We start from the raw sequence: 17,568 nt of genomic DNA on the forward strand, positions 1-17,568 counted from the left end.
CCATGCGCGCTTGCAAAACCGACCGCAGCTTCGAGGCCATGATCTACCTCGCCGCTGCCGTCATCAACTCGCGGTGAATCCCCACAAGCCTTAGAGCGCTTTCCGATCAGATGGAATCATCAGATCGACCAGAAATCGCTCCAGATTCAAAAGCTTGAGCATATCCTTGTCGTTCAGATCGATCCGATCTGATCGGGATATGCTCTAGTTCATCAGACCGGAAAGCGCTCTGCGGTGCCCGGTCACGACGAGATTTCCGGAGGGTCGACCGTCACCGTACGCCTCAGGCGGACGGCGACAGACCAGCAGGCGAGCGCCCAGCCCGCACCGAGCGCCCAACCCGCCAGTACGTCGGATGGCCAGTGCACGCCGAGATAAACGCGGCTGATGCCGATGGCGACGGTAAGCACCACGGCCATGCCGAGCACGTAGAGCTTCACGCGCTTGCGAGTGTGGACGCGGGCGATCAGGGCGCCGATGGTGAGGTAGGCGACGGCCGACAGCGTGGAATGTCCGCTCGGAAAGCTCGCGGTCGATACCTCGACGAGATGCGGCACGATATCCGGCCGCGGGCGGGCGAACAGCCACTTCAGGCCCGACGACAGCAGCTGCCCGCCCACGACCGCGATTAGCAAGAGCACCGCGTCACCTCTGCGGCGGGTCAGCCAGAGATAGCCGACGCCGACCGCCAGCACGAAGATCAGCACGACGGTGCTGCCGAGGGCGGTCACATCGCGCGCGGCTTCCTGCAGCCAGAACGGCCCGATGGCGCGGGCGAGATCGGCCGGATCGCGGAAGGCGGTGATGATGCCCGCATCGAGCGCTGCGCCCTCGCCCTCCACCACGGCGTCGGCGACCATCCAGAACACCGACATCAGCGCACAGACCGCGAGGAAGGCGATCAGCAGTGCCGCTTCCGCCCGCGCGAAGGCGGCGACGCGCCCATGAAACGAAACGGGCCGGGACGGTTCGATCTTCATCATATCTCCAGAGCAATCGGACGCCGAACCATATGGCGGAGCCTTCCGGCGAATGCGAGATGGCTGACGCGGTCGTGACCGCGTTCAGCGGGCCCGCTCTATGAGATCGACCGTGACGGACCACACCTTGCGCGCCGACTTCACCGTGCAATCCGCCACGGGCTCGCCGGCCGGGCAGGCGCCGGGAGGCGGGTTCCATTCGGCGGAAACGACGGCGATGAGATCGTCCTTCTTGAAACTCTTCATCTCGCCGTTCGGGCTGGTCGCCGTGCGCGACTTGTCGAGCCGCCAGTCGGCGAACGGCTTCTGGATGGCGGCCAGCGCGGTCTCCAGCGATGTGTAGGCGAGGCCCCGGCCGCTGCCCGCGATCCGGCAGGCCCGGCCACGCCAGCCGCTGATCGGATCGGTGAAGTCGATATCGGCGGTGACGAACGGCAGCCGGACGGCCTTGCGCATCTTCACGGCGAGCGCCTCGCACACTGCGGCGGCGGGAGGAACCAGCTGGGGTGTCTGGGCGGCGGCGGCGGCAGGAAGGGCGAGCGCCGCGGCAAGGATGAAGGCGGCAATCTGGGGGGCGTGCATCGCAGGGGTCTCGGATCGGAGGTGGTCATTTGGGGTGACCGCGCAGGCGACCGCGCGGAGAGAGTGACGGCCGGGCTCAGGTCCGTTCCGTGATGCCGGCCTCGCGCAATATGTCCGCGACCGGCATCGCGGCCCTCGCCCGCATCGCCTCGGCCGTCATGAAGGAGCGTGCGATCATGCGGTCGGTATAGAGCACGCCGTCGAGGTGGTCGATTTCGTGTTGCAGGATGCGCGCCGGCCAGCCGGAGAAGCGCGTCCAGCCATGGTGCACACCGGTTTCGTCGGTCCAGCGCACCTCGATCTCTCGGTATCGCGCGACGAGGGCAGCGAACCCGGCGACCGACAGGCAGCCCTCGAAGAACACGCGTCGCTCTTCGGACGCCGGCCGCATCTCGGGATTGATCATGACGAGCGGCCCGAACGGCACCCGCTCCATGTCTGCGATGCGGCTCGCCGGAAGCGCGGCGATGGCACTGTCGCGGTCTTCCGCGACGAGCACACGCTTGGAGACGCCGACCTGCGGTGCCGCCAGCCCGACGCCGGGTGCGGCCCGCATCGTGGCGATCATCGCCTCGACGAAATCATGGAACTCGGCCGAGACGATCTCCTCGTCCACGACGGGGACGGCGACGGCTCGAAGAACCGGGTCGCCGGCCTGGACGATCTCCAGCGAAGTCATCGATGCGCTCCGGTGCTGCGGTGATCCCCGATCCGGGAGACGGATCGCGCGGTGGGCGGCGCTGTGGCCGAACGTACGCTTTCGCACCCTGCGAACACGGCGAAGATATGGCTGCTTCGCCCCTTCGGCGAAGGGGCATTGGTCGCGCCGGTCCGCTCAGGGCCGGGTTGCGATCAGCGCACGTACTTCGACGGTTTCCTCGAAACTGTCGTCCGGCGACAGCGCCTGCAGGTCCTTCCGAAGCGCTGCCTCGAACGCCACCGCCTCCTGCCCGAGGTTCTGGCGGGACGTCACCGACATCGAGAATGCGCGTCCGACGATGTCGTCGGCCGAAAGCCTGCGCACGCAGATGCGGCTGATGCGCTCCAGAACGGGAAAGGGGGAGGCGAGCAGCACGCGTTCGTGCGGCACCCAGTCCGGGCCACGGCGCAGGGTGCGGCTTTCGCTGCGTTCGGGCGAATAGAGCTGTGAGAGATTGTCGAGAACCGGCCGCCAGTCGGGCGTGGCGGCGATGCTTCTGTCGTCGAAAAGCGCGACGGCGCCGCCGGGTTCAACGATGGCGTTGAGACGCAGAAGCGTATCCGCCCGGTCCATCCAATGAAACGAGCGTCCCATCACGACGAGCCGGGCAGGACCGAGGTGCGGAGCGAGATCGTAGGACGAGCCCTGAACCAGCCGGATATCGACGCCGGCCGCTTCGGCGGCCCGTCGGGCGGCCGCGAGCATTTCCGGCTCCGGATCGATTCCGGTCGGCAAGGCGCCGGCGAGCCGCGCGAACGCGATGGCGAGCTGACCCGGGCCGCAGCCGAGATCGATGAGCCGGCCGCCCGGCGCCAGCCCGGTGCGTTCGGCCACGCGCTCGATCAGGGCGTCGGGATAGGGAACGCGGAACCGTTCGTAATATTCGGCTGTCGAGTGAAACCGCCCGGCTTCGAAGGGGATTGTGATCACCGTTCCGTCCTCGCTGCAGCCGGCGCCATCTGCGCAGGAGCGATCTCCGGCCGGCAGTCCCCGATCGTCTTCGGCGAAAATGTCGCGCGTAGGGAGGAAGGCCGGCTGCGGCGCTGCGGTCCGGCTCAGGCGGCGGTCTCGTCGATATCGACCAGCCGCAGCCTGCCGTCCGTATCCGCCTCCAGTCCCAGCCGGTGGTAGCTGCGAATGACGGGATGCGGGGTCCGCATCTCGTGATGATGCGTCGCACCGACGACCATGACCGACGCGCCCGCCGCTTCCGCCGCGGCAATGCCCGCTGGAGCATCTTCCCAGACGAGGCATTCCGAGACCGCGACGCCGAGTGCCTCCGCCGCGGCGATGAAGCAATCGGGCGCCGGCTTCCCGTTCGCCACATCGTCGGCGGTGACCAGAACGGTGGGGATGGGCAGGCCCGCAGCCTCCAGACGGCGAATCGCGAGGCGCCGGGGCGCCGACGTCACCACCGCCCAGCGGTCCGGCGGCAATTGCTCCAGAAAGCGCTTGGCGCCTGCGATCTCGACGATGCCGTCGACCTCGTCGATTTCGGCTTCCGTGATCAGCGACGCCTCATGCACGGCGTCGATGCCGGCCGGCGCGAACCGGCGGATGGTCGCCACCGCCTGCACGCCGTGCATGACTTTCAGGATCTCGGCCGGATCGAGGCCGTGCCCCTCCGCCCATTGCGACCAGACGCGGTTCGCCACGGCGATGCTGTCGAGGATGGTGCCGTCCATGTCGAACAGGAAGGCTGAGAAGGTTCTGTCCCGCATCGGCTGATCCCCGAGGTTGGCTCGATCATTGTTTTTTATCGCGCGCCAGCCGGATCGAACAGCTCGCGCATCCGAGCGATATAGTGTTCCTCGGACGTGGACCAGCGCAACTCCGCCAGCATCCTGGTGTCGGCGCCCGCGGGAAAGCGCACCCTGCGGCTGTCGTCGCTGGCGGCGGCGAGCATCGCGTCGGCAACTTCGACCTCGGTGCAGTAAGGCGTCGGATAGCGCGCCATCTTGCCGAAGCAGGCCTGTGCGAAGGCGCCGTAATCCGCAGGGATCAGCCCCGCCATGCGTGCGCCCCCGTTGGCGGTGAAGTTGGTCGTCGGTCCGTAACCGGGCTCCACCAGCCGCGCTGCGATGCCGAACGGATGGAGTTCATAGGAAAGCGACTCGGTGAAGCCTTCGACCGCGGACTTGCTGGCGGTGTAGACGGCGACGAGCGGCATCGGCCCGATGGTCGCGCTCGACGTCACGTTGACGATCACGCCATGTCCCTGTCGCCGCATCACCGGAATGATCGCACGGCAGGTGGCAAAGACGCCGAAGGTGTTGGTCTCGAAGATCTCGCGCACGGTCGCATCCGGCGTCGCCTCGAACGCCGAGGCGAGTCCGATGCCGGCATTGTTCACGAGGACGTCGATGGCCCCGAACGCGGCTACGCCCTCGTCAATCGCCGCGACGATGCTGGCACCGTCGGTGACATCCAGCGGCAAGACCTTCAGGCGCGGCGTGTCGCTGTCGAACACGTTCGGATCGGGTCGGCGCATGGTTGCGACCACGTTCCAGCCGCGCGAGAGAAACAGGTCCGCGGCGGCCTTGCCGTAGCCCGACGAGGTGCCTGTGATGAGAATGGTCTTGGTCACGTGAGCCTCCATGTTGTCGAGCCAACATAGACAGGCGATCGGGACGAGCTATAATTGATCGTCTTTCTTTGTTTATGGATCGTCCAGAATGGATCCGCTCAGTGCCGTGATCGCCGTGCTGAGCCCCCACGCGGCCGTCTCGAAGCCGATCTCCGGCCGCGGAGACTGGGGCGTGCGTTATCCTGCCTACGGCAAGCCCGGCTTCGCCATCGTTCTCGAGGGCGGGTGCTGGCTTGCGCTCCAGGGCCGGGCGCCCGTCCGGCTCGAGCGGGGCGACTTTGTATTGCTGCCGGCGACGCCCGCCTTCGAAATGTCGAGCCGCGTTGGCATGGCATGTGTTGCTTCGGAGCCGTCGCCGCGTCCTCTCCGCCACGGCGATCCAGATGGCCCGCCCGACTTCCGGATGCTTGGCGGTGGCTTCCAGATCGAGCGCGCCAACGCCGCGCTGATGCAATCGCTGCTGCCGGAGATGATCCACATCCGCTCTGCGGAGGCGGATACGACCGGCTTGTCGCGCGTGATCGGTCTGATCATGGATGAGACGGCAGCCGAAGAGCGGCCGGGTGGCGAGATGATCCTGCAGCGGCTCATGGAGGTGATGCTGATCGAGGCGCTTCGCCACGGATCACCCGAACCGGGCATCCGTGCAGGTCTGCTCGGCGGCATGCGCGACGCCGCCGTTGCCAAGGCGCTGCGCGCGATCCACGCGGACGTTCGTGTCCGATGGACGGTCGCAGACCTCGCGCACATTGCGGGAATGTCGCGCTCCGCGTTCGCGGCGCGTTTCGCCGACATCGTGGGTTGCGGCCCGATCGAATACCTGTCGCAGTGGCGGATTGCGCTGGCAAAGGACAGTCTCGCGCGGGGCGGGACGCCTCTCGACCGGCTGGCGGACGAGATCGGCTACGAATCGGCCAGCGCGTTCAGCACGGCCTTCCGCCGCCACGTCGGTTGCCCTCCGGGCGCGTTCGCGCGCGCCTGCGGCCCCGCATCGGAAAGCCGCGCCATTGGACGAGATATGCTCTAACGCGACGGAGTCGATTGCGGAATTCGGAAGCCGCCGCCGGTTCGCTCCAGGATGGTGTCGGCGAGCAGGCCCATGCCCGCCCGTGACAGATGCGCTGTATCGATATAGGCGAGTTCGCCGGTCGGTGCGGTCGCGGGGCAGGCCAGCCCGCATTGCGCCGTGAGCACGGGCAGGTAGATGCCGCCGGCCTTTTCCACGGCGGCTTTCATCGTCTGATCGAACGCCGACCGGTTCGGCAGCAAATGCTCGCGGAGCACGTCGTTCGCCGTGCCGACATTGCCGAGTTCGACGACGAGGTCGGGCACGTTTCTGTCGAACGCCGCCCTGACACCCACCACATAGACCGTGAGGCCCTTCTGCCTCAGGCCGGCAATGGTCTCGGCCAGCGGCACGTCCTGTCCGGGGGTCCAGTTCCCGGTGAGAAGCACGGTGCGGATGCCGCTTTTCGCGACGAGATCGAGGCGGAGGCGGTTGAACCGCTCGCAGTCAGGCGGCCCGGCCTTGAATGGCCCCGGCTGGAACGGAGGGCAGCCGGCATAGCTCGCATTGGCGAAATGGTAGCGGCTTCCGAATCGGTCTCTCAGTCCCGTCACGGTGTCGATACCGAAGCTGTCGCCGAGCACGGCAACAGTGGGCTTGGCCGGATCGACGGAGACGCAGTAGGCGGGGTCGAACTTGGCCAGCGGAATATCGGTGTTGAGGATGCAGCGGCCATAGTCCGACGCTTCGCCGATCTCCACCCGCTCGATCTGTGTGGCCTCGACGAGGGCGACCACGTTCGCGTCAAAGCGGAACGGCAGGCCGCCGGACAACGGGAAGATCACGCAGACCGCGACCACCACCGCCTGCGCGGCGCCGACGCCGAGAAGCCGCCGTCTCCGCGTCGGGGACGGCACGGCGTTGTGGAAGCGGAAGCGCTCTTCGACCGCGCGGTGCAGGATCTCGCCGAGCGCGAAGCTGGCGGCGATCAGCGCGGGCACCGCGATCCACTCCGGCTGCTTTGTCCAGATCGGGCGGGTGAACACGATGAGCGGCCAGTGAACGAGATAGACGGAATAGGCCCGCCGGCCGACGGCCGTTGCGACCGCATTCCCGAAGGCGAGCCGTGCGACCGGCGAGGACATGCCAACGAGAAATAACGCGGCCCCGGCACATGGCAGCAGCATGTCGAGCAATACGGAGCCGGCGCCGGGCGCGATCATCGAGACGACAAGGATTGCCGCGAACCCGGCAACCGTGGCCGCCGTGGCGGCAGCGCCCGACAGCCGCCAGCCCGTTGCGCCGACGACCGCGCCGAGGCTGAACTGAAACACCCGGAACGGCGTCAGATAGAACACCGCGTCCGGCGATCGCGGTTCGGCCACAACGGCCGCCACCAGCGAAACCACGCCGAGCGCCGCCATCGCGCCGACGAGGCCGCGCAGCCTCGCGAGGCGGTAGGCCAGAATCGCGATGAGCGGCCACACCAGGTAGAATTGCTCCTCCACCCCGAGCGACCACGTGTGCAGCAGCGGCTTCAGGGCCGAATTGCCGTCGAAATAACCGGTGTGGAAATAGAAGAAGATGTTGGAGACGGAGAAGGCCGCGGCGAGCGCCGAGTTGCCGAACTCCACCAGTTGGCGGGGCGTCAGCAGGAAGTAGCCTGCGGCGGCACTGGCCGTGATGGTCGCCAGAAGGGCCGGCACGAGCCGGGCCATGCGGCGGGCGAGAAAGCCGCGGTATGAGAAACGGCCCTGATCGAGTTCCGCCGCGATGCCTCGCGTGATGATGAAGCCGGAAATGACGAAGAACACGTCCACGCCCACGAAGCCGCCCTTGAAGAACGGGCTTTCGACGTGAAACAGCAGGACGGCGAGGATCGCGACCGCTCTCAGTCCGTCCAGCGGCGCGATGTAGCCGCCGGTCGCAGGATTGCTTTTATCCAAGATCGCTTACCGGATGCGTGTTGTCTGCGTGTCCAGCGCCATTTCGCGCCAGCGGCGGGCAGCCGCCTTGCCGCGCCTGACGGGGCGGCGAAGCAAGCCGCAGCCGTTTTAGACGGAGATATGTCGCCGGTCATCAGGCTGTCCCGTGTGCGACAGGCGCTTTAACACAACGCTCCGGAAGAGATCGTCTGGCGCAACAGGGAAGGGGCCGCGCGAATGCCGACTGCTATGCTGTCGGCATGTGTCGCACTGCGCGGGGCAAAGCGGCGAGATCAACCGGATAACAAGGGGGAATTTGCGACGGTGGGTTCACCAGCTGTCTGGCTTGCCTTCCCAACGGCCCCGCGGATCATGCTTTTAAAGCATCCACAGACGGGCCGAAGGGTTGGCCGAAACAGCGACGCCAAGCGCCTGCGGTTTCGTTTAAGAAAATGGCTCCCCGGGCCGGACTCGAACCAGCGACCCAGCGGTTAACAGCCGCTTGCTCTACCGACTGAGCTACCGGGGAGTAGAGCCGGCTGACCGGCTCGGCGTTGCATATAACGGGGTCGTTCCGGCTTGCCAAGCCCCTTCGGTGAGATTGAATCGTTTCGTCGAGTTGTTCACAGGCTTGTCGCGAAAGCCCTTGCCGGGGCAAAGGTAGGGCTCGTGCCCCAAGGGGGCGGGCTTGGCCGGGCAGGGGGAAAGCCGCGTGAGGCAGGAAGAAGGCGGCATCGAGAGCGCTGCGGGCACGGACGCTACGGGTACGGTCGGAAAGCCCTCGGCCCTCGTTCTGGTGCTGGGCGGGGCGCGCTCGGGCAAGAGCGCGTTCGCGGAACGTCTGGCGCGGGCGAGCGGGCTTGCGCGTACCTATGTCGCCACCGCCGAGGCGTTCGACGCCGAAATGGAGGCCCGGATCGCCCGTCACCGGGCCGACCGCGGCGCGGACTGGCGCACGGTCGAGGCACCTCTGGAGCTCGCCGAAACGGTCCGGCGCGAGACAGGGACGGGCACGGTGGTGCTCGCCGATTGCCTGACGCTCTGGCTTTCCAATGTCATGCTCGCCGGCCACACCGTGGAAGCGGCCATCGATGAGGTCGTCGCCGCCATGGTTTCGGCATCCGGGCCGTTGATCGCCGTCTCCAACGAAGTCGGGCTCAGCCTCGTGCCGGAAACGCCGCTCGGACGCGCGTTCCGCGATGCGCAGGGACGGTTGAACCGGCTCGTCGCCGAGGTTGCGAGCGACGTGGTGTTCGTCGCGGCCGGGCGGCCGCTGCGCCTCAAGCCCGCGCCCGATGTGGAGATCGCGTGGTGAGCGGCGGCGGAAGTGCCCGCGTGCCGGCGGTGATGTTCCAGGGAACCGGCTCCGATGTCGGCAAGTCGCTCGTCGTGGCCGGGCTTTGCCGGCTGTTCGCCCGACGTGGCCTGACCGTCCGGCCGTTCAAGCCGCAGAACATGTCCAACAATGCCGCGGTGACGGCCGATGGCGGCGAGATCGGCCGCGCGCAGGCGCTGCAGGCCCGCGCCGCCTTCGCGCCGGCGAGCGTGCACATGAACCCGGTGCTGCTGAAGCCGGAAAGCGAGCGCGGCGCCCAGGTGGTGGTGCAAGGCGTGCGCCGGGAGAGCATCGGCGCCGCCGGCTATCAGGCGCTGAAGCCGGCGCTGATGCCGGCCGTGCTCGACAGCTTCGCGCGCATCGAGGCGGAGGCCGACCTCGTTCTGGTGGAAGGGGCGGGAAGTCCGGCCGAGATCAACCTGCGCGGCGGCGACATCGCCAATATGGGCTTTGCCCATGCCGCCGGCGTGCCCGTCGTGATGGTCGGCGACATCGACCGCGGTGGGGTGATCGCAAGCCTCGTCGGCACCCGTGCGGTGGTGCCGGAAGCCGATGCGGCTTTGATCCGCGGCTTCCTCGTCAATCGCTTCCGCGGTGACCCGGCGCTGTTTGCGAGCGGAATGGCGGCGATCGAGGCGCGCACGGGCTGGCGTGCGCTCGGGCTCGTTCCCTGGTTCGCCGCCGCGGCCGCATTGCCGGCCGAGGATGCGCTTTCCCTGGAGCGCTCCGCCGCGGGCGGGCCAGAATCGCACGGCTCCGGCCGGGCATTGCAGGTGGTCGTCCTGCGGCTGCCGCGGATGGCGAATTTCGACGATCTCGACCCGCTTGCCGCCGAGCCGCAGGTTCGGGTGCGGTTTCTGAAGGCCGGCGAGGCGGTGCCGGGCGATGCCGATCTCGTCGTGCTGCCGGGCTCGAAGGCAACCATCGCGGATCTGGCCGTGCTCAGGGCGCAGGGCTGGGACATCGATATCCGCGCCCATGTCCGGCGCGGCGGCAGGGTGCTCGGCCTGTGTGGCGGCTACCAGATGCTTGGCCGGACCATCGCGGATCCGGAGGGCGTCGAGGGGCCGGCCGGCACGGCGGCGGGCCTCGGACTGCTCGATGTCGATACCGTGCTTTCCGGTGACAAGGTGACGCGGCCGGTCTCCGCGCGCGACATCGCATCGGGCGAGACGGTCGCCGGGTATGAGATCCACCTCGGGCGCACCGAGGGGCCGGACCGCGCAAGGCCTCTGATCGATCTCGGCGGGCGGACGGACGGTGCGCGTTCGCCCGATGGCCTCGTCGCCGGTACCTATGTGCACGGGCTGTTCGCGTCGGACGGCTTCCGGCGCCGCTTCCTCGCCGGCCTCGGCACTGCCTCCACCGCCGGTTACGAAGCAGGCGTCGAGGCTGCGCTCGACGGCCTCGCCGCCCATCTGGAACAGCATCTCGATATCGAGGCTCTGCTGGCCATCGCGGCGGACCGGCCGCCATGCCCGCGCTGACGAGCCTCCGGCAGGGAAACCGCGGTGTCGCGATCCGAACGTCTGCTCGATCTTCTCCAGGTTCTGCGCCATCACCGCAGGCCGGTCAGCGGCCGGCGGCTGGCGGAGGAGACCGGTGTCAGCCTGCGGACGCTTTATCGCGATATCGCCAGCCTCCAGGCCCAGGGCGCGGAGATCGCGGGCGAGCCCGGCGTCGGCTACGTGCTGAAGCCGGGCTTCATGCTGCCGCCTTTGATGTTTGCGGAGGATGAGATCGAGGCGCTCGTGCTCGGCTCGCGCTGGGTTGCGAGCCGCGCCGATGAACGGCTCGGCTCCGCCGCCGAAAGCGCGCTGGCGAAGATCGCGGCGGTGCTGCCGGCGGACCTGAGACAGGCGCTCGATGCCAACACGCTTCTTGTCGGGCCGGCTCCAGGACCGGAAGCCGGCGTCGTCGACGTGGCCGTCATCCGCAAGGCGATCCGCGCGGAGCGCAAGCTCGACATCGTCTATCTCGACGGCAGTGGGGAAACCACGCGCCGCATCATCTGGCCGTTCGCGCTTGGTTTCTTCGACACCGTGCGCGTTGCGGTCGGCTGGTGCGAACTGCGCAACGACATCCGCCATTTCCGCACCGACCGCATTGCCAGCCTGTCGGTTCTGGAGCGCCGCTATCCGGAACGCCGCGCGGTGCTGCTCAAGCGGTGGCGCGCCGATCAGGCAAGCCGTGGTCGGAAGGGCGGCCCGGCAAACGGAACCCCGCAGACCTGATGTCATGCTGCCATAAACTGACAGTGGTGCGGTTCATTCTCCGTCCGTCCAACACAAGGGAGCCGGACAATGACCCATCCGACCTATCTGCTGCTGCATGTCGCCGACCCGCTCGAAAGCGGCCAGTTCTACGGCGATCTCCTGCGCTGTGCGCCGGTGGAATCGGCGCCGACCTTCGTGCTGTTCGCCCTGGAGACCGGGCTGAAGCTGGGGCTCTGGTCGCGCGAGGGCGTCGAACCGGCATCGGCCCCGGTCAGCGGCAGCGTCGAGATCTGCATTCGCGTCGACGACCGGGATGCCGTCGATGCCACGTTCGCGGACTGGAAGGCGAGGGGCGTCACGATGCTGATGGAGCCCGTCGAGAAGGATTTCGGCCGGACCTTCGTCGCGAGCGATCCGGACGGCCATCGGCTGCGGGTGTTCGCACCGGCCGAAGATCTGGCCCAGCCGTCCGCCGGTTGAGGCCTTCAGGCGGGTGAGGCGTTCAGGCCCGCCCGCTCAAAGCCATGACAGCGCGACGAGGATGAGGGCCTGCAGGAGGCAGGCCGCCACCAGGAGGTCGAGCCCGCGCCGGATGTCGCCGGCGGTCATGATGCGGCGTCCGGCGGCATTGAGCCACGGCTTCGGATAGACCTCGCCGTCATAGACGGTCGGGCCGAGCACGGCGACGCCAAGGGCGGAGGCCATCGCGGCCTCCGGCCAGCCGGCATTCGGCGAGGGATGGTGCGGCGCATCCCGCAGCATGGTGCGCGCGACTGCGGCCGGCGATGCCTTGGTCAGCGGGCTCACCAGCACGATCAGCGCGCCGGCGATCCGGGCCGGGATGAGGTTGACGAGATCGTCGAGCCGCGCGGCGGCGAAGCCGAACGCGGCATGGCGCGGCGTCTTGTGACCGATCATCGAATCGGCGGTGTTGATGGCCTTGTAGGCGACGATGCCGGGCAGCCCGAACAGGGCGAACCAGAAGGCCGGAGCGACGATACCGTCGCAGAAGCTCTCTGCCGTGGTCTCGATCGCCGCCCTGGCGATGCCGGTTTCGTCAAGCGCGGCCGGGTCCCGCCCGACGACGTGAGAGACCGCGACGCGGGCGGCCTCCAGTCCCTCGCCGGCGAGCGCATCGGCAACCGCGGCGACATGGTCATAGAGCGAGCGCTGGGCGAGAAACACCGCGGCGACGGTGGCAACGGCGAGCGGGCCGAGCGGCCACGGCAACAACAGCAGCGCGCCCTGCACCGCGGCTGCGATCACCGCCGGTACGCCCGCGATCACCACGGCGGCGGCGAAGCCCCGGGCACGCCGGCTTGCCTCCGGCAGGGCCGGGTCGTTCAGGCGACGGTCGAGCAGGCCGATCAGGCGGCCGAACAGCGCGACCGGATGCGGCAGGCGGCGCCACAGCCAGGGCGGATCGCCGACGAAGCCGTCGAGCGCGAGCGCCACCACGAGCACGGCAAGGGCGTCTTCGAGGCCGAACATCGTTCATTCCGTCCGCGGCGTCGGGACCGCAAGGCTAGAGCGCTTTCGATCTGATGGACTCATCAGATCGACAAGAAATCGCTCCAGATTCAAAAGCTTGAGCATATCCTCGCCGTTCAGATCGGCTCAATCTGAGCGGGATATGCTCTAGGCCGCCGATCCTCACTCGCCTTCGTCGGTGGCAAGGGCGCTCAGCCGGTCGAGCGCGCCCTGCAGCAGATAGGCGGCGGCCATCTTGTCGACGACGTCGGCGCGGCGCGCTCGGGAGGCATCCGCCTCGAGAAGCGTGCGGGTCACGGCGACTGTCGAAAGCCGCTCGTCCCAGTAGACGACGGGAACGTCGGTCAATTGCGCGAGATTGCGGACGAACGCCCGCGTCGACTGGGCGCGCGGCCCTTCCGATCCGTCCATGTTCAGCGGAAGACCGATCACCATGGCCGCGATGCCGTGCTCGTCGATGATGTCGAGCAACAGGTCCGCGTCTGCCGCGAACCGGGTGCGGCGGATGGTTTCCATCGGCGTCGCGATCCGCCGGCCGACGTCGGAAAGCGCCAACCCGATGGTCTTGGTTCCAAGATCGACACCGAGGAGCCGGGATTCACCTGCCAGGAGAGGGACCAGTTCCTCGATCCGGGTCTCAGGGGTCTTCATGGCCGCGTCCTGGCTCCGACAATCAAGCAATCGAGGGAATCGGGATGATTCCCCGCACGTTGCGAATCGGTATCACGGGTCCGGCCTCTTCGCGAGACGAACTCGCCCGCTGACGGGCTCGCCGGCCAATTATATGTGAAACAGACGATCATGGATGGGGAGAGTTGCGACGACCGGATTGTGGCTTATAGTGCGCCGGCCCGCCTCGGGAATTCGGTTCGGGCGGGCCGGCGCCGGTCCGGGCGCCACCGTGTCGCTGCGGGATTCCCCCACCCGGCGGGCAGACACGCGCTCTGCCAGCCTGCCGTCGATCCGGGACAGACCGCAATTTCGCCTGTCGGCAAAACTTGCAGCCACGCCTTTTGTCTTCACCACGCGCCGCGAGAGGCGGGATCAGCCCGCCGATGCCGATCGTCGCAGGCGGACCTCGTGCCTGCCGTCGTCGCGCCCGGCCTCGCTGCGAAGCACAGGAGTATCACATGCACCTTACTTGGTATGGACATAGCGCCTTCCGGGTGGACCTCTCCGAGGCATCCGTGCTGATCGATCCCTTCCTGACCGGCAATCCCGTGTTCACCGGATCGGTGGACGAGGTTGCCGAGGGCGTGACCCACATCGTTCTCACCCACGGCCACGCCGACCACATCGGCGATACGGTCGCCCTTGCCGCCCGCACCGGCGCGACCGTTGTCGCCAACCCCGAACTGTGCGGCTGGCTCGCGTCGAAGGGCGTGAAGTCGCTGGAGATGGGCAATACCGGCGGCACCATCAATCTCGGCGCCTTCTCCGTCACCTTCGTGCAGGCGCTGCATTCCTCGGCGGTCGAGGAGAACGGGCTTCCGGTCTATCTCGGCAATCCGCTCGGCGTCATCATCAAGGCCGCGGGCGAACCGGTGCTCTACCACATGGGCGACACCGACGTGTTCGGCGACATGCGCCTGATCGACGACCTCTATCGCCCCGAGATCGGGCTGGTGCCGATCGGCGACCGCTTCACCATGGGTGCCCACAACGCGGCATTCGCCTGCTCGCGGTTCTTCAGCTTCCGCCTCGTGGTCCCCTGCCACTACGGAACCTTCCCGCTGCTCGCCCAGAGCGCCGATGTCTTCGTCGAGGAGATGTCGGGATCGCGCACGGTCGTGCATGTGCCGGAGAAGAACGAGCGCTTCTCGCCGCGGGACTATTTCTGAGGCGCCCACGGCCGTCGCCGGTCCTGAAGGACGCCGGAAGACGGCCATTCGGCCGGCGGGACGTGTGGTTCCCGCCGATCGGATGCGACGCGCAGTTGTTTCGCCCGAAACCGGGATGCTATTAGGCGGGCGGTCGGTCGCGAGGATCGGCCGCCGCATTATTTCAAGGCTCCGGATCGGCCGCATGGCGGCTGTCCGCACCATCGGAGACACGTCTCATGTCGGTCGATGCCAGCACCGTCGCCAAGGTCGCCCGCCTGGCGCGGATCGCCGTCACCCCGGAGGAAGCCGTCCGCCTGGAGGATGAGCTCAACGCCATCTTCGGCCTGGTGGACGAACTGGCGCAGGTCGACGTCGAAGGCGTCGAGCCGATGACTTCCGCGGTGGCTCTCGGCATGCGGATGCGGCGGGACGTCATCACCGACGGCGGCATCGCAGACAAGGTTCTCGCGAACGCGCCCCTGTCGGAAGACGACTACTATCTCGTGCCGAAGGTCGTCGAATAGGCCGGCAGCCGCCGCCATTCGACCGGGCAGGGCCTCACGCGCGCGCCGCACATCGCAAGCCCCGCCTTCCCCGCCGACCGTGCCGGACCCGAACACCATGACAGAGCTGACCGAACTTTCCATCGCCGCCCTCCGCGCCGGTCTCGACGAGCGCACCTTCTCGGCCGTCGAAGTCGCCGAGGCGCACATCGCCGCGATCGAGGCCGCCCGCGGCCTCAACGCTTATGTGCTGGAGACGCCGGAGAAGGCACTCGAGATGGCGGCAGCCTCCGACGCGCGGATCGCGCGGGGCGAGGCGGGGCTGCTCGAAGGCGTGCCGCTCGGCGTCAAGGACATGTTCGCGACCGAAGGCGTGCGCACCACCGCCTGCTCGAAGATCCTCGGCAACTTCGTGCCGCCCTATGAATCGACGGTGACGTCGAAGCTCTGGGCCGAAGGCGCGGTGATGCTGGGCAAGCTCAACTGCGACGAATTCGCCATGGGCTCGTCGAACGAGAGTTCCGCGTTCGGCCCGGTGATCAATCCGTGGCGCCGCGCCGGCGACGACACGCCGCTGGTGCCCGGCGGCTCGTCCGGCGGTTCGGCGGCCGCCGTCGCCGCAAGGCTCTGCGCCGCGGCGACCGCGACCGACACCGGTGGCTCCATCCGCCAGCCGGCGGCGCTGACCGGCACCGTGGGCATCAAGCCGACCTACGGCCGCTGCTCGCGCTGGGGCATCGTCGCCTACGCCTCGTCGCTCGACCAGGCCGGCGCCATCGCCCGCGACGTGCGCGATGCCGCGGTGCTGCTCAAGGCGATGGCCGGGTTCGACGAGAAGGATTCGACGTCGGTCGACCGTCCGGTTCCGGACTACGAGAAGGCGGTCGGCGCCAGCCTCAAGGGCCTGCGCATCGGCATCCCGGCCGAGTACCGCATGGACGGGCTGTCCTCGGAAATCCAGGCGCTGTGGGACAAGGGCGCGGCGTGGCTGAAGGACGCCGGCTGCGAGATCGTGGAAATTTCGCTGCCGCACACCAAGGCGGCGCTGCCGGCCTACTACATTGTTGCGCCGGCGGAGGCCTCCTCGAACCTCGCCCGCTACGATGGTGTGCGCTACGGCCTGCGGGTCGACGGCTCGGACATCACCGACATGTATGAGCAGACCCGTGCAGCCGGCTTCGGCGCCGAGGTGCGCCGCCGCGTGCTCGTCGGGACCTACGTGCTCTCGGCCGGCTATTACGACGCCTATTATGCCAGGGCGCAGAAGGTGCGGACGCTGGTGAAGCGGGATTTCGAGACCGCCTTCGATGCCGGCGTCGATGCCGTGCTGGCACCGGCGACGCCGTCGCCGGCTTTCCCGATCGGCTCCACCTCGAGCATGTCACCGGTCGAGATGTACCTGAACGACGTGTTCACCGTGACGGTGAACCTCGCCGGCCTGCCGGGCCTGTCGGTGCCGGCGGGCCTGTCTTCCGACGGTCTGCCGCTCGGGCTCCAGCTCATCGGCCGGCCGTTCGGCGAGGAGCAGCTGTTCTCGCTCGGCGCCGCCATCGAGGCCGCGGCCGGCCGGTTCACGCCCGGCCGCTGGTGGGCCTGATCGGCCGCATGAAGCGCGGCTGCCGGTTAGAGCATAACCCGTTCAGATCGAACCGATCTGAACGGGTTATGCTCAAGCTTTTGAATCTGGAGTGATTTCTTGTCGATCTGATGATTCCATCAGATCGGAAAGCGCTCTAGCCGGCAGCCGCTCGCACCGTCAGGCAGGGCGCCAGACGATGCGCTGAAGCTCGGCTCCATCGAGCTCCGCGGGCGGCGGCAGCTTGTCGAGCGGACCGCGATATTGCGGCACGGCGAACACCAGGAACACGTTCCGCGTGCCGGGCGCCGGGCAGATCGCCATGTCCGTCCACAGTTCGCCGCCCATGCGGCAGCTGCCATGGGAGACGCGGGCCTGCCGGAACGTCATGCCCAGGCGCTCGCCGTTCGGGCCGACGATGTTCTCACTGACGCCGAACACCTCGCCGACCCGGCCGTTCGATCCCCGCAGGAACTGCATGACCTGGAGACCGTTGGAGAACGCCGCGAGCGCGCTCGTGGTGTTGTTCTCGTTCGCCGTCTCGATCGGCTTGATCTGGAACTGCGGCATCAGCGCGCCGAGCGACGATGCGCTGTAGGCGGTCTCGGCCGTGACCGGGCCGGCGGAGGCGGCGGTGAACCGGACCGCGTGGCCGCGGGCAACGGGGGCTTCGGCGACGGGCGAGGTCGCCGTCTCCGTGGTGCAGGCCGCGGTCATCAGCAGGCCGGCAAGGACGATGGTCGTGCGCCAGAAGGCTTTGCGCCGCATGGGGCGACTCCGTAAAGGGTTGGACTTCGCGATCGCGGACGTCGGCCGCGTCCGCCGTTCGGCCGGGGCCGACGC

At 68.0% G+C, this 17,568-nt stretch carries 18 protein-coding genes and 1 tRNA gene; 8 read left to right on the forward strand and 11 right to left on the reverse strand.

Going from position 1 to position 17,568, the window contains the following annotated elements:
• Positions 1 to 242: 242 nt before the first annotated feature.
• The 6 genes from BUF17_RS18385 to BUF17_RS18410 all read right to left on the reverse strand — a co-directional run bounded on the left by BUF17_RS18385 (position 243) and on the right by BUF17_RS18410 (position 4,849).
• Positions 243 to 980, reverse strand: a complete 738-nt coding sequence (locus BUF17_RS18385) for a phosphatase PAP2 family protein (protein WP_073631462.1) — start codon at positions 978 to 980, stop codon at positions 243 to 245.
• A gap of 84 nt (positions 981 to 1,064) precedes the next feature.
• Positions 1,065 to 1,562 (reverse strand): hypothetical protein, encoded by a 498-nt coding sequence (locus tag BUF17_RS18390; protein WP_073631464.1) that lies wholly within the window; start codon positions 1,560 to 1,562, stop codon positions 1,065 to 1,067.
• 76 nt (positions 1,563 to 1,638) lie between these two features.
• The gene (gene def, locus BUF17_RS18395) at positions 1,639 to 2,241 is read right to left on the reverse strand and encodes a peptide deformylase (RefSeq protein ID WP_073631466.1); all 603 of its coding nucleotides are present in this window, start codon (positions 2,239 to 2,241) and stop codon (positions 1,639 to 1,641) included.
• A gap of 156 nt (positions 2,242 to 2,397) precedes the next feature.
• Positions 2,398 to 3,192, reverse strand: a complete 795-nt coding sequence (locus BUF17_RS18400; RefSeq protein ID WP_073631468.1) for a class I SAM-dependent methyltransferase — start codon at positions 3,190 to 3,192, stop codon at positions 2,398 to 2,400.
• Between the two features lie 125 nt (positions 3,193 to 3,317).
• Entirely contained in the window at positions 3,318 to 3,983 is a 666-nt protein-coding gene (locus BUF17_RS18405) for an HAD-IA family hydrolase (protein WP_073631470.1), read from the reverse strand.
• 35 nt (positions 3,984 to 4,018) lie between these two features.
• Positions 4,019 to 4,849: an SDR family oxidoreductase gene (locus BUF17_RS18410; RefSeq protein WP_073631649.1), complete on the reverse strand. Its 831-nt coding sequence runs from the start codon at positions 4,847 to 4,849 to the stop codon at positions 4,019 to 4,021.
• Between the two features lie 106 nt (positions 4,850 to 4,955).
• On the opposite strand from BUF17_RS18410, the gene BUF17_RS18415 reads away from it, so the two are divergent.
• Entirely contained in the window at positions 4,956 to 5,876 is a 921-nt protein-coding gene (locus BUF17_RS18415) for an AraC family transcriptional regulator (RefSeq protein ID WP_342186225.1), read from the forward strand.
• On the opposite strand, the gene BUF17_RS18420 is transcribed toward BUF17_RS18415, so the two are convergent.
• Together BUF17_RS18420 and BUF17_RS18425 are read right to left on the reverse strand one after the other, a co-directional pair.
• Positions 5,873 to 7,801 carry an acyltransferase family protein gene (locus tag BUF17_RS18420; protein WP_073631474.1) on the reverse strand — a complete coding sequence of 643 codons (1,929 nt, stop codon included), beginning with the start codon at positions 7,799 to 7,801 and terminating at the stop codon, positions 5,873 to 5,875. The genes BUF17_RS18415 and BUF17_RS18420 overlap by 4 nt on opposite strands.
• A 432-nt stretch (positions 7,802 to 8,233) precedes the next feature.
• Positions 8,234 to 8,309: transfer RNA gene (locus BUF17_RS18425), tRNA-Asn, on the reverse strand.
• A 204-nt stretch (positions 8,310 to 8,513) separates the two neighbouring features.
• On the opposite strand from BUF17_RS18425, the gene cobU reads away from it, so the two are divergent.
• From cobU to BUF17_RS18445, 4 genes are all read left to right on the forward strand, one after another.
• On the forward strand, positions 8,514 to 9,095 hold the full coding sequence (gene cobU, locus BUF17_RS18430; RefSeq protein ID WP_084564928.1) for a bifunctional adenosylcobinamide kinase/adenosylcobinamide-phosphate guanylyltransferase: 582 nt from the start codon (positions 8,514 to 8,516) through the stop codon (positions 9,093 to 9,095).
• Between the two features lie 32 nt (positions 9,096 to 9,127).
• Entirely contained in the window at positions 9,128 to 10,603 is a 1,476-nt protein-coding gene (locus BUF17_RS18435; RefSeq protein ID WP_073631652.1) for a cobyric acid synthase, read from the forward strand.
• 24 nt (positions 10,604 to 10,627) lie between these two features.
• Positions 10,628 to 11,350, forward strand: a complete 723-nt coding sequence (locus tag BUF17_RS18440) for a helix-turn-helix transcriptional regulator (RefSeq protein ID WP_073631476.1) — start codon at positions 10,628 to 10,630, stop codon at positions 11,348 to 11,350.
• A gap of 69 nt (positions 11,351 to 11,419) precedes the next feature.
• Entirely contained in the window at positions 11,420 to 11,812 is a 393-nt protein-coding gene (locus tag BUF17_RS18445; RefSeq protein ID WP_073631478.1) for a VOC family protein, read from the forward strand.
• 36 nt (positions 11,813 to 11,848) lie between these two features.
• On the opposite strand, the gene cbiB is transcribed toward BUF17_RS18445, so the two are convergent.
• Together cbiB and ruvX are read right to left on the reverse strand one after the other, a co-directional pair.
• A complete protein-coding gene (gene cbiB / locus BUF17_RS18450) occupies positions 11,849 to 12,823 on the reverse strand; it encodes an adenosylcobinamide-phosphate synthase CbiB (protein WP_073631480.1) in 975 nt (324 codons plus the stop codon).
• Positions 12,824 to 12,985: 162 nt separating this feature from the next.
• Positions 12,986 to 13,474, reverse strand: a complete 489-nt coding sequence (gene ruvX, locus BUF17_RS18455; protein ID WP_073631482.1) for a Holliday junction resolvase RuvX — start codon at positions 13,472 to 13,474, stop codon at positions 12,986 to 12,988.
• Positions 13,475 to 13,953: 479 nt separating this feature from the next.
• Between ruvX and BUF17_RS18460 the strand changes: the two genes are divergently transcribed.
• The 3 genes from BUF17_RS18460 (at position 13,954) to gatA (ending at position 16,746) form a co-directional block, all read left to right on the forward strand.
• Entirely contained in the window at positions 13,954 to 14,664 is a 711-nt protein-coding gene (locus tag BUF17_RS18460; protein WP_073631483.1) for a metal-dependent hydrolase, read from the forward strand.
• Positions 14,665 to 14,882: 218 nt separating this feature from the next.
• Entirely contained in the window at positions 14,883 to 15,170 is a 288-nt protein-coding gene (gene gatC / locus BUF17_RS18465; protein WP_073631485.1) for an Asp-tRNA(Asn)/Glu-tRNA(Gln) amidotransferase subunit GatC, read from the forward strand.
• 97 nt (positions 15,171 to 15,267) lie between these two features.
• On the forward strand, positions 15,268 to 16,746 hold the full coding sequence (gatA, locus tag BUF17_RS18470) for an Asp-tRNA(Asn)/Glu-tRNA(Gln) amidotransferase subunit GatA (protein WP_073631487.1): 1,479 nt from the start codon (positions 15,268 to 15,270) through the stop codon (positions 16,744 to 16,746).
• Between the two features lie 159 nt (positions 16,747 to 16,905).
• Here gatA and BUF17_RS18475 read toward each other — a convergent pair whose 3' ends face one another.
• Positions 16,906 to 17,493: a DUF1131 family protein gene (locus BUF17_RS18475; RefSeq protein WP_073631489.1), complete on the reverse strand. Its 588-nt coding sequence runs from the start codon at positions 17,491 to 17,493 to the stop codon at positions 16,906 to 16,908.
• Positions 17,494 to 17,568: the final 75 nt, after the last annotated feature.

The sequence above is a fragment of the Pseudoxanthobacter soli DSM 19599 genome (assembly GCF_900148505.1).
Lineage (GTDB): Bacteria > Pseudomonadota > Alphaproteobacteria > Rhizobiales > Segnochrobactraceae > Pseudoxanthobacter > Pseudoxanthobacter soli.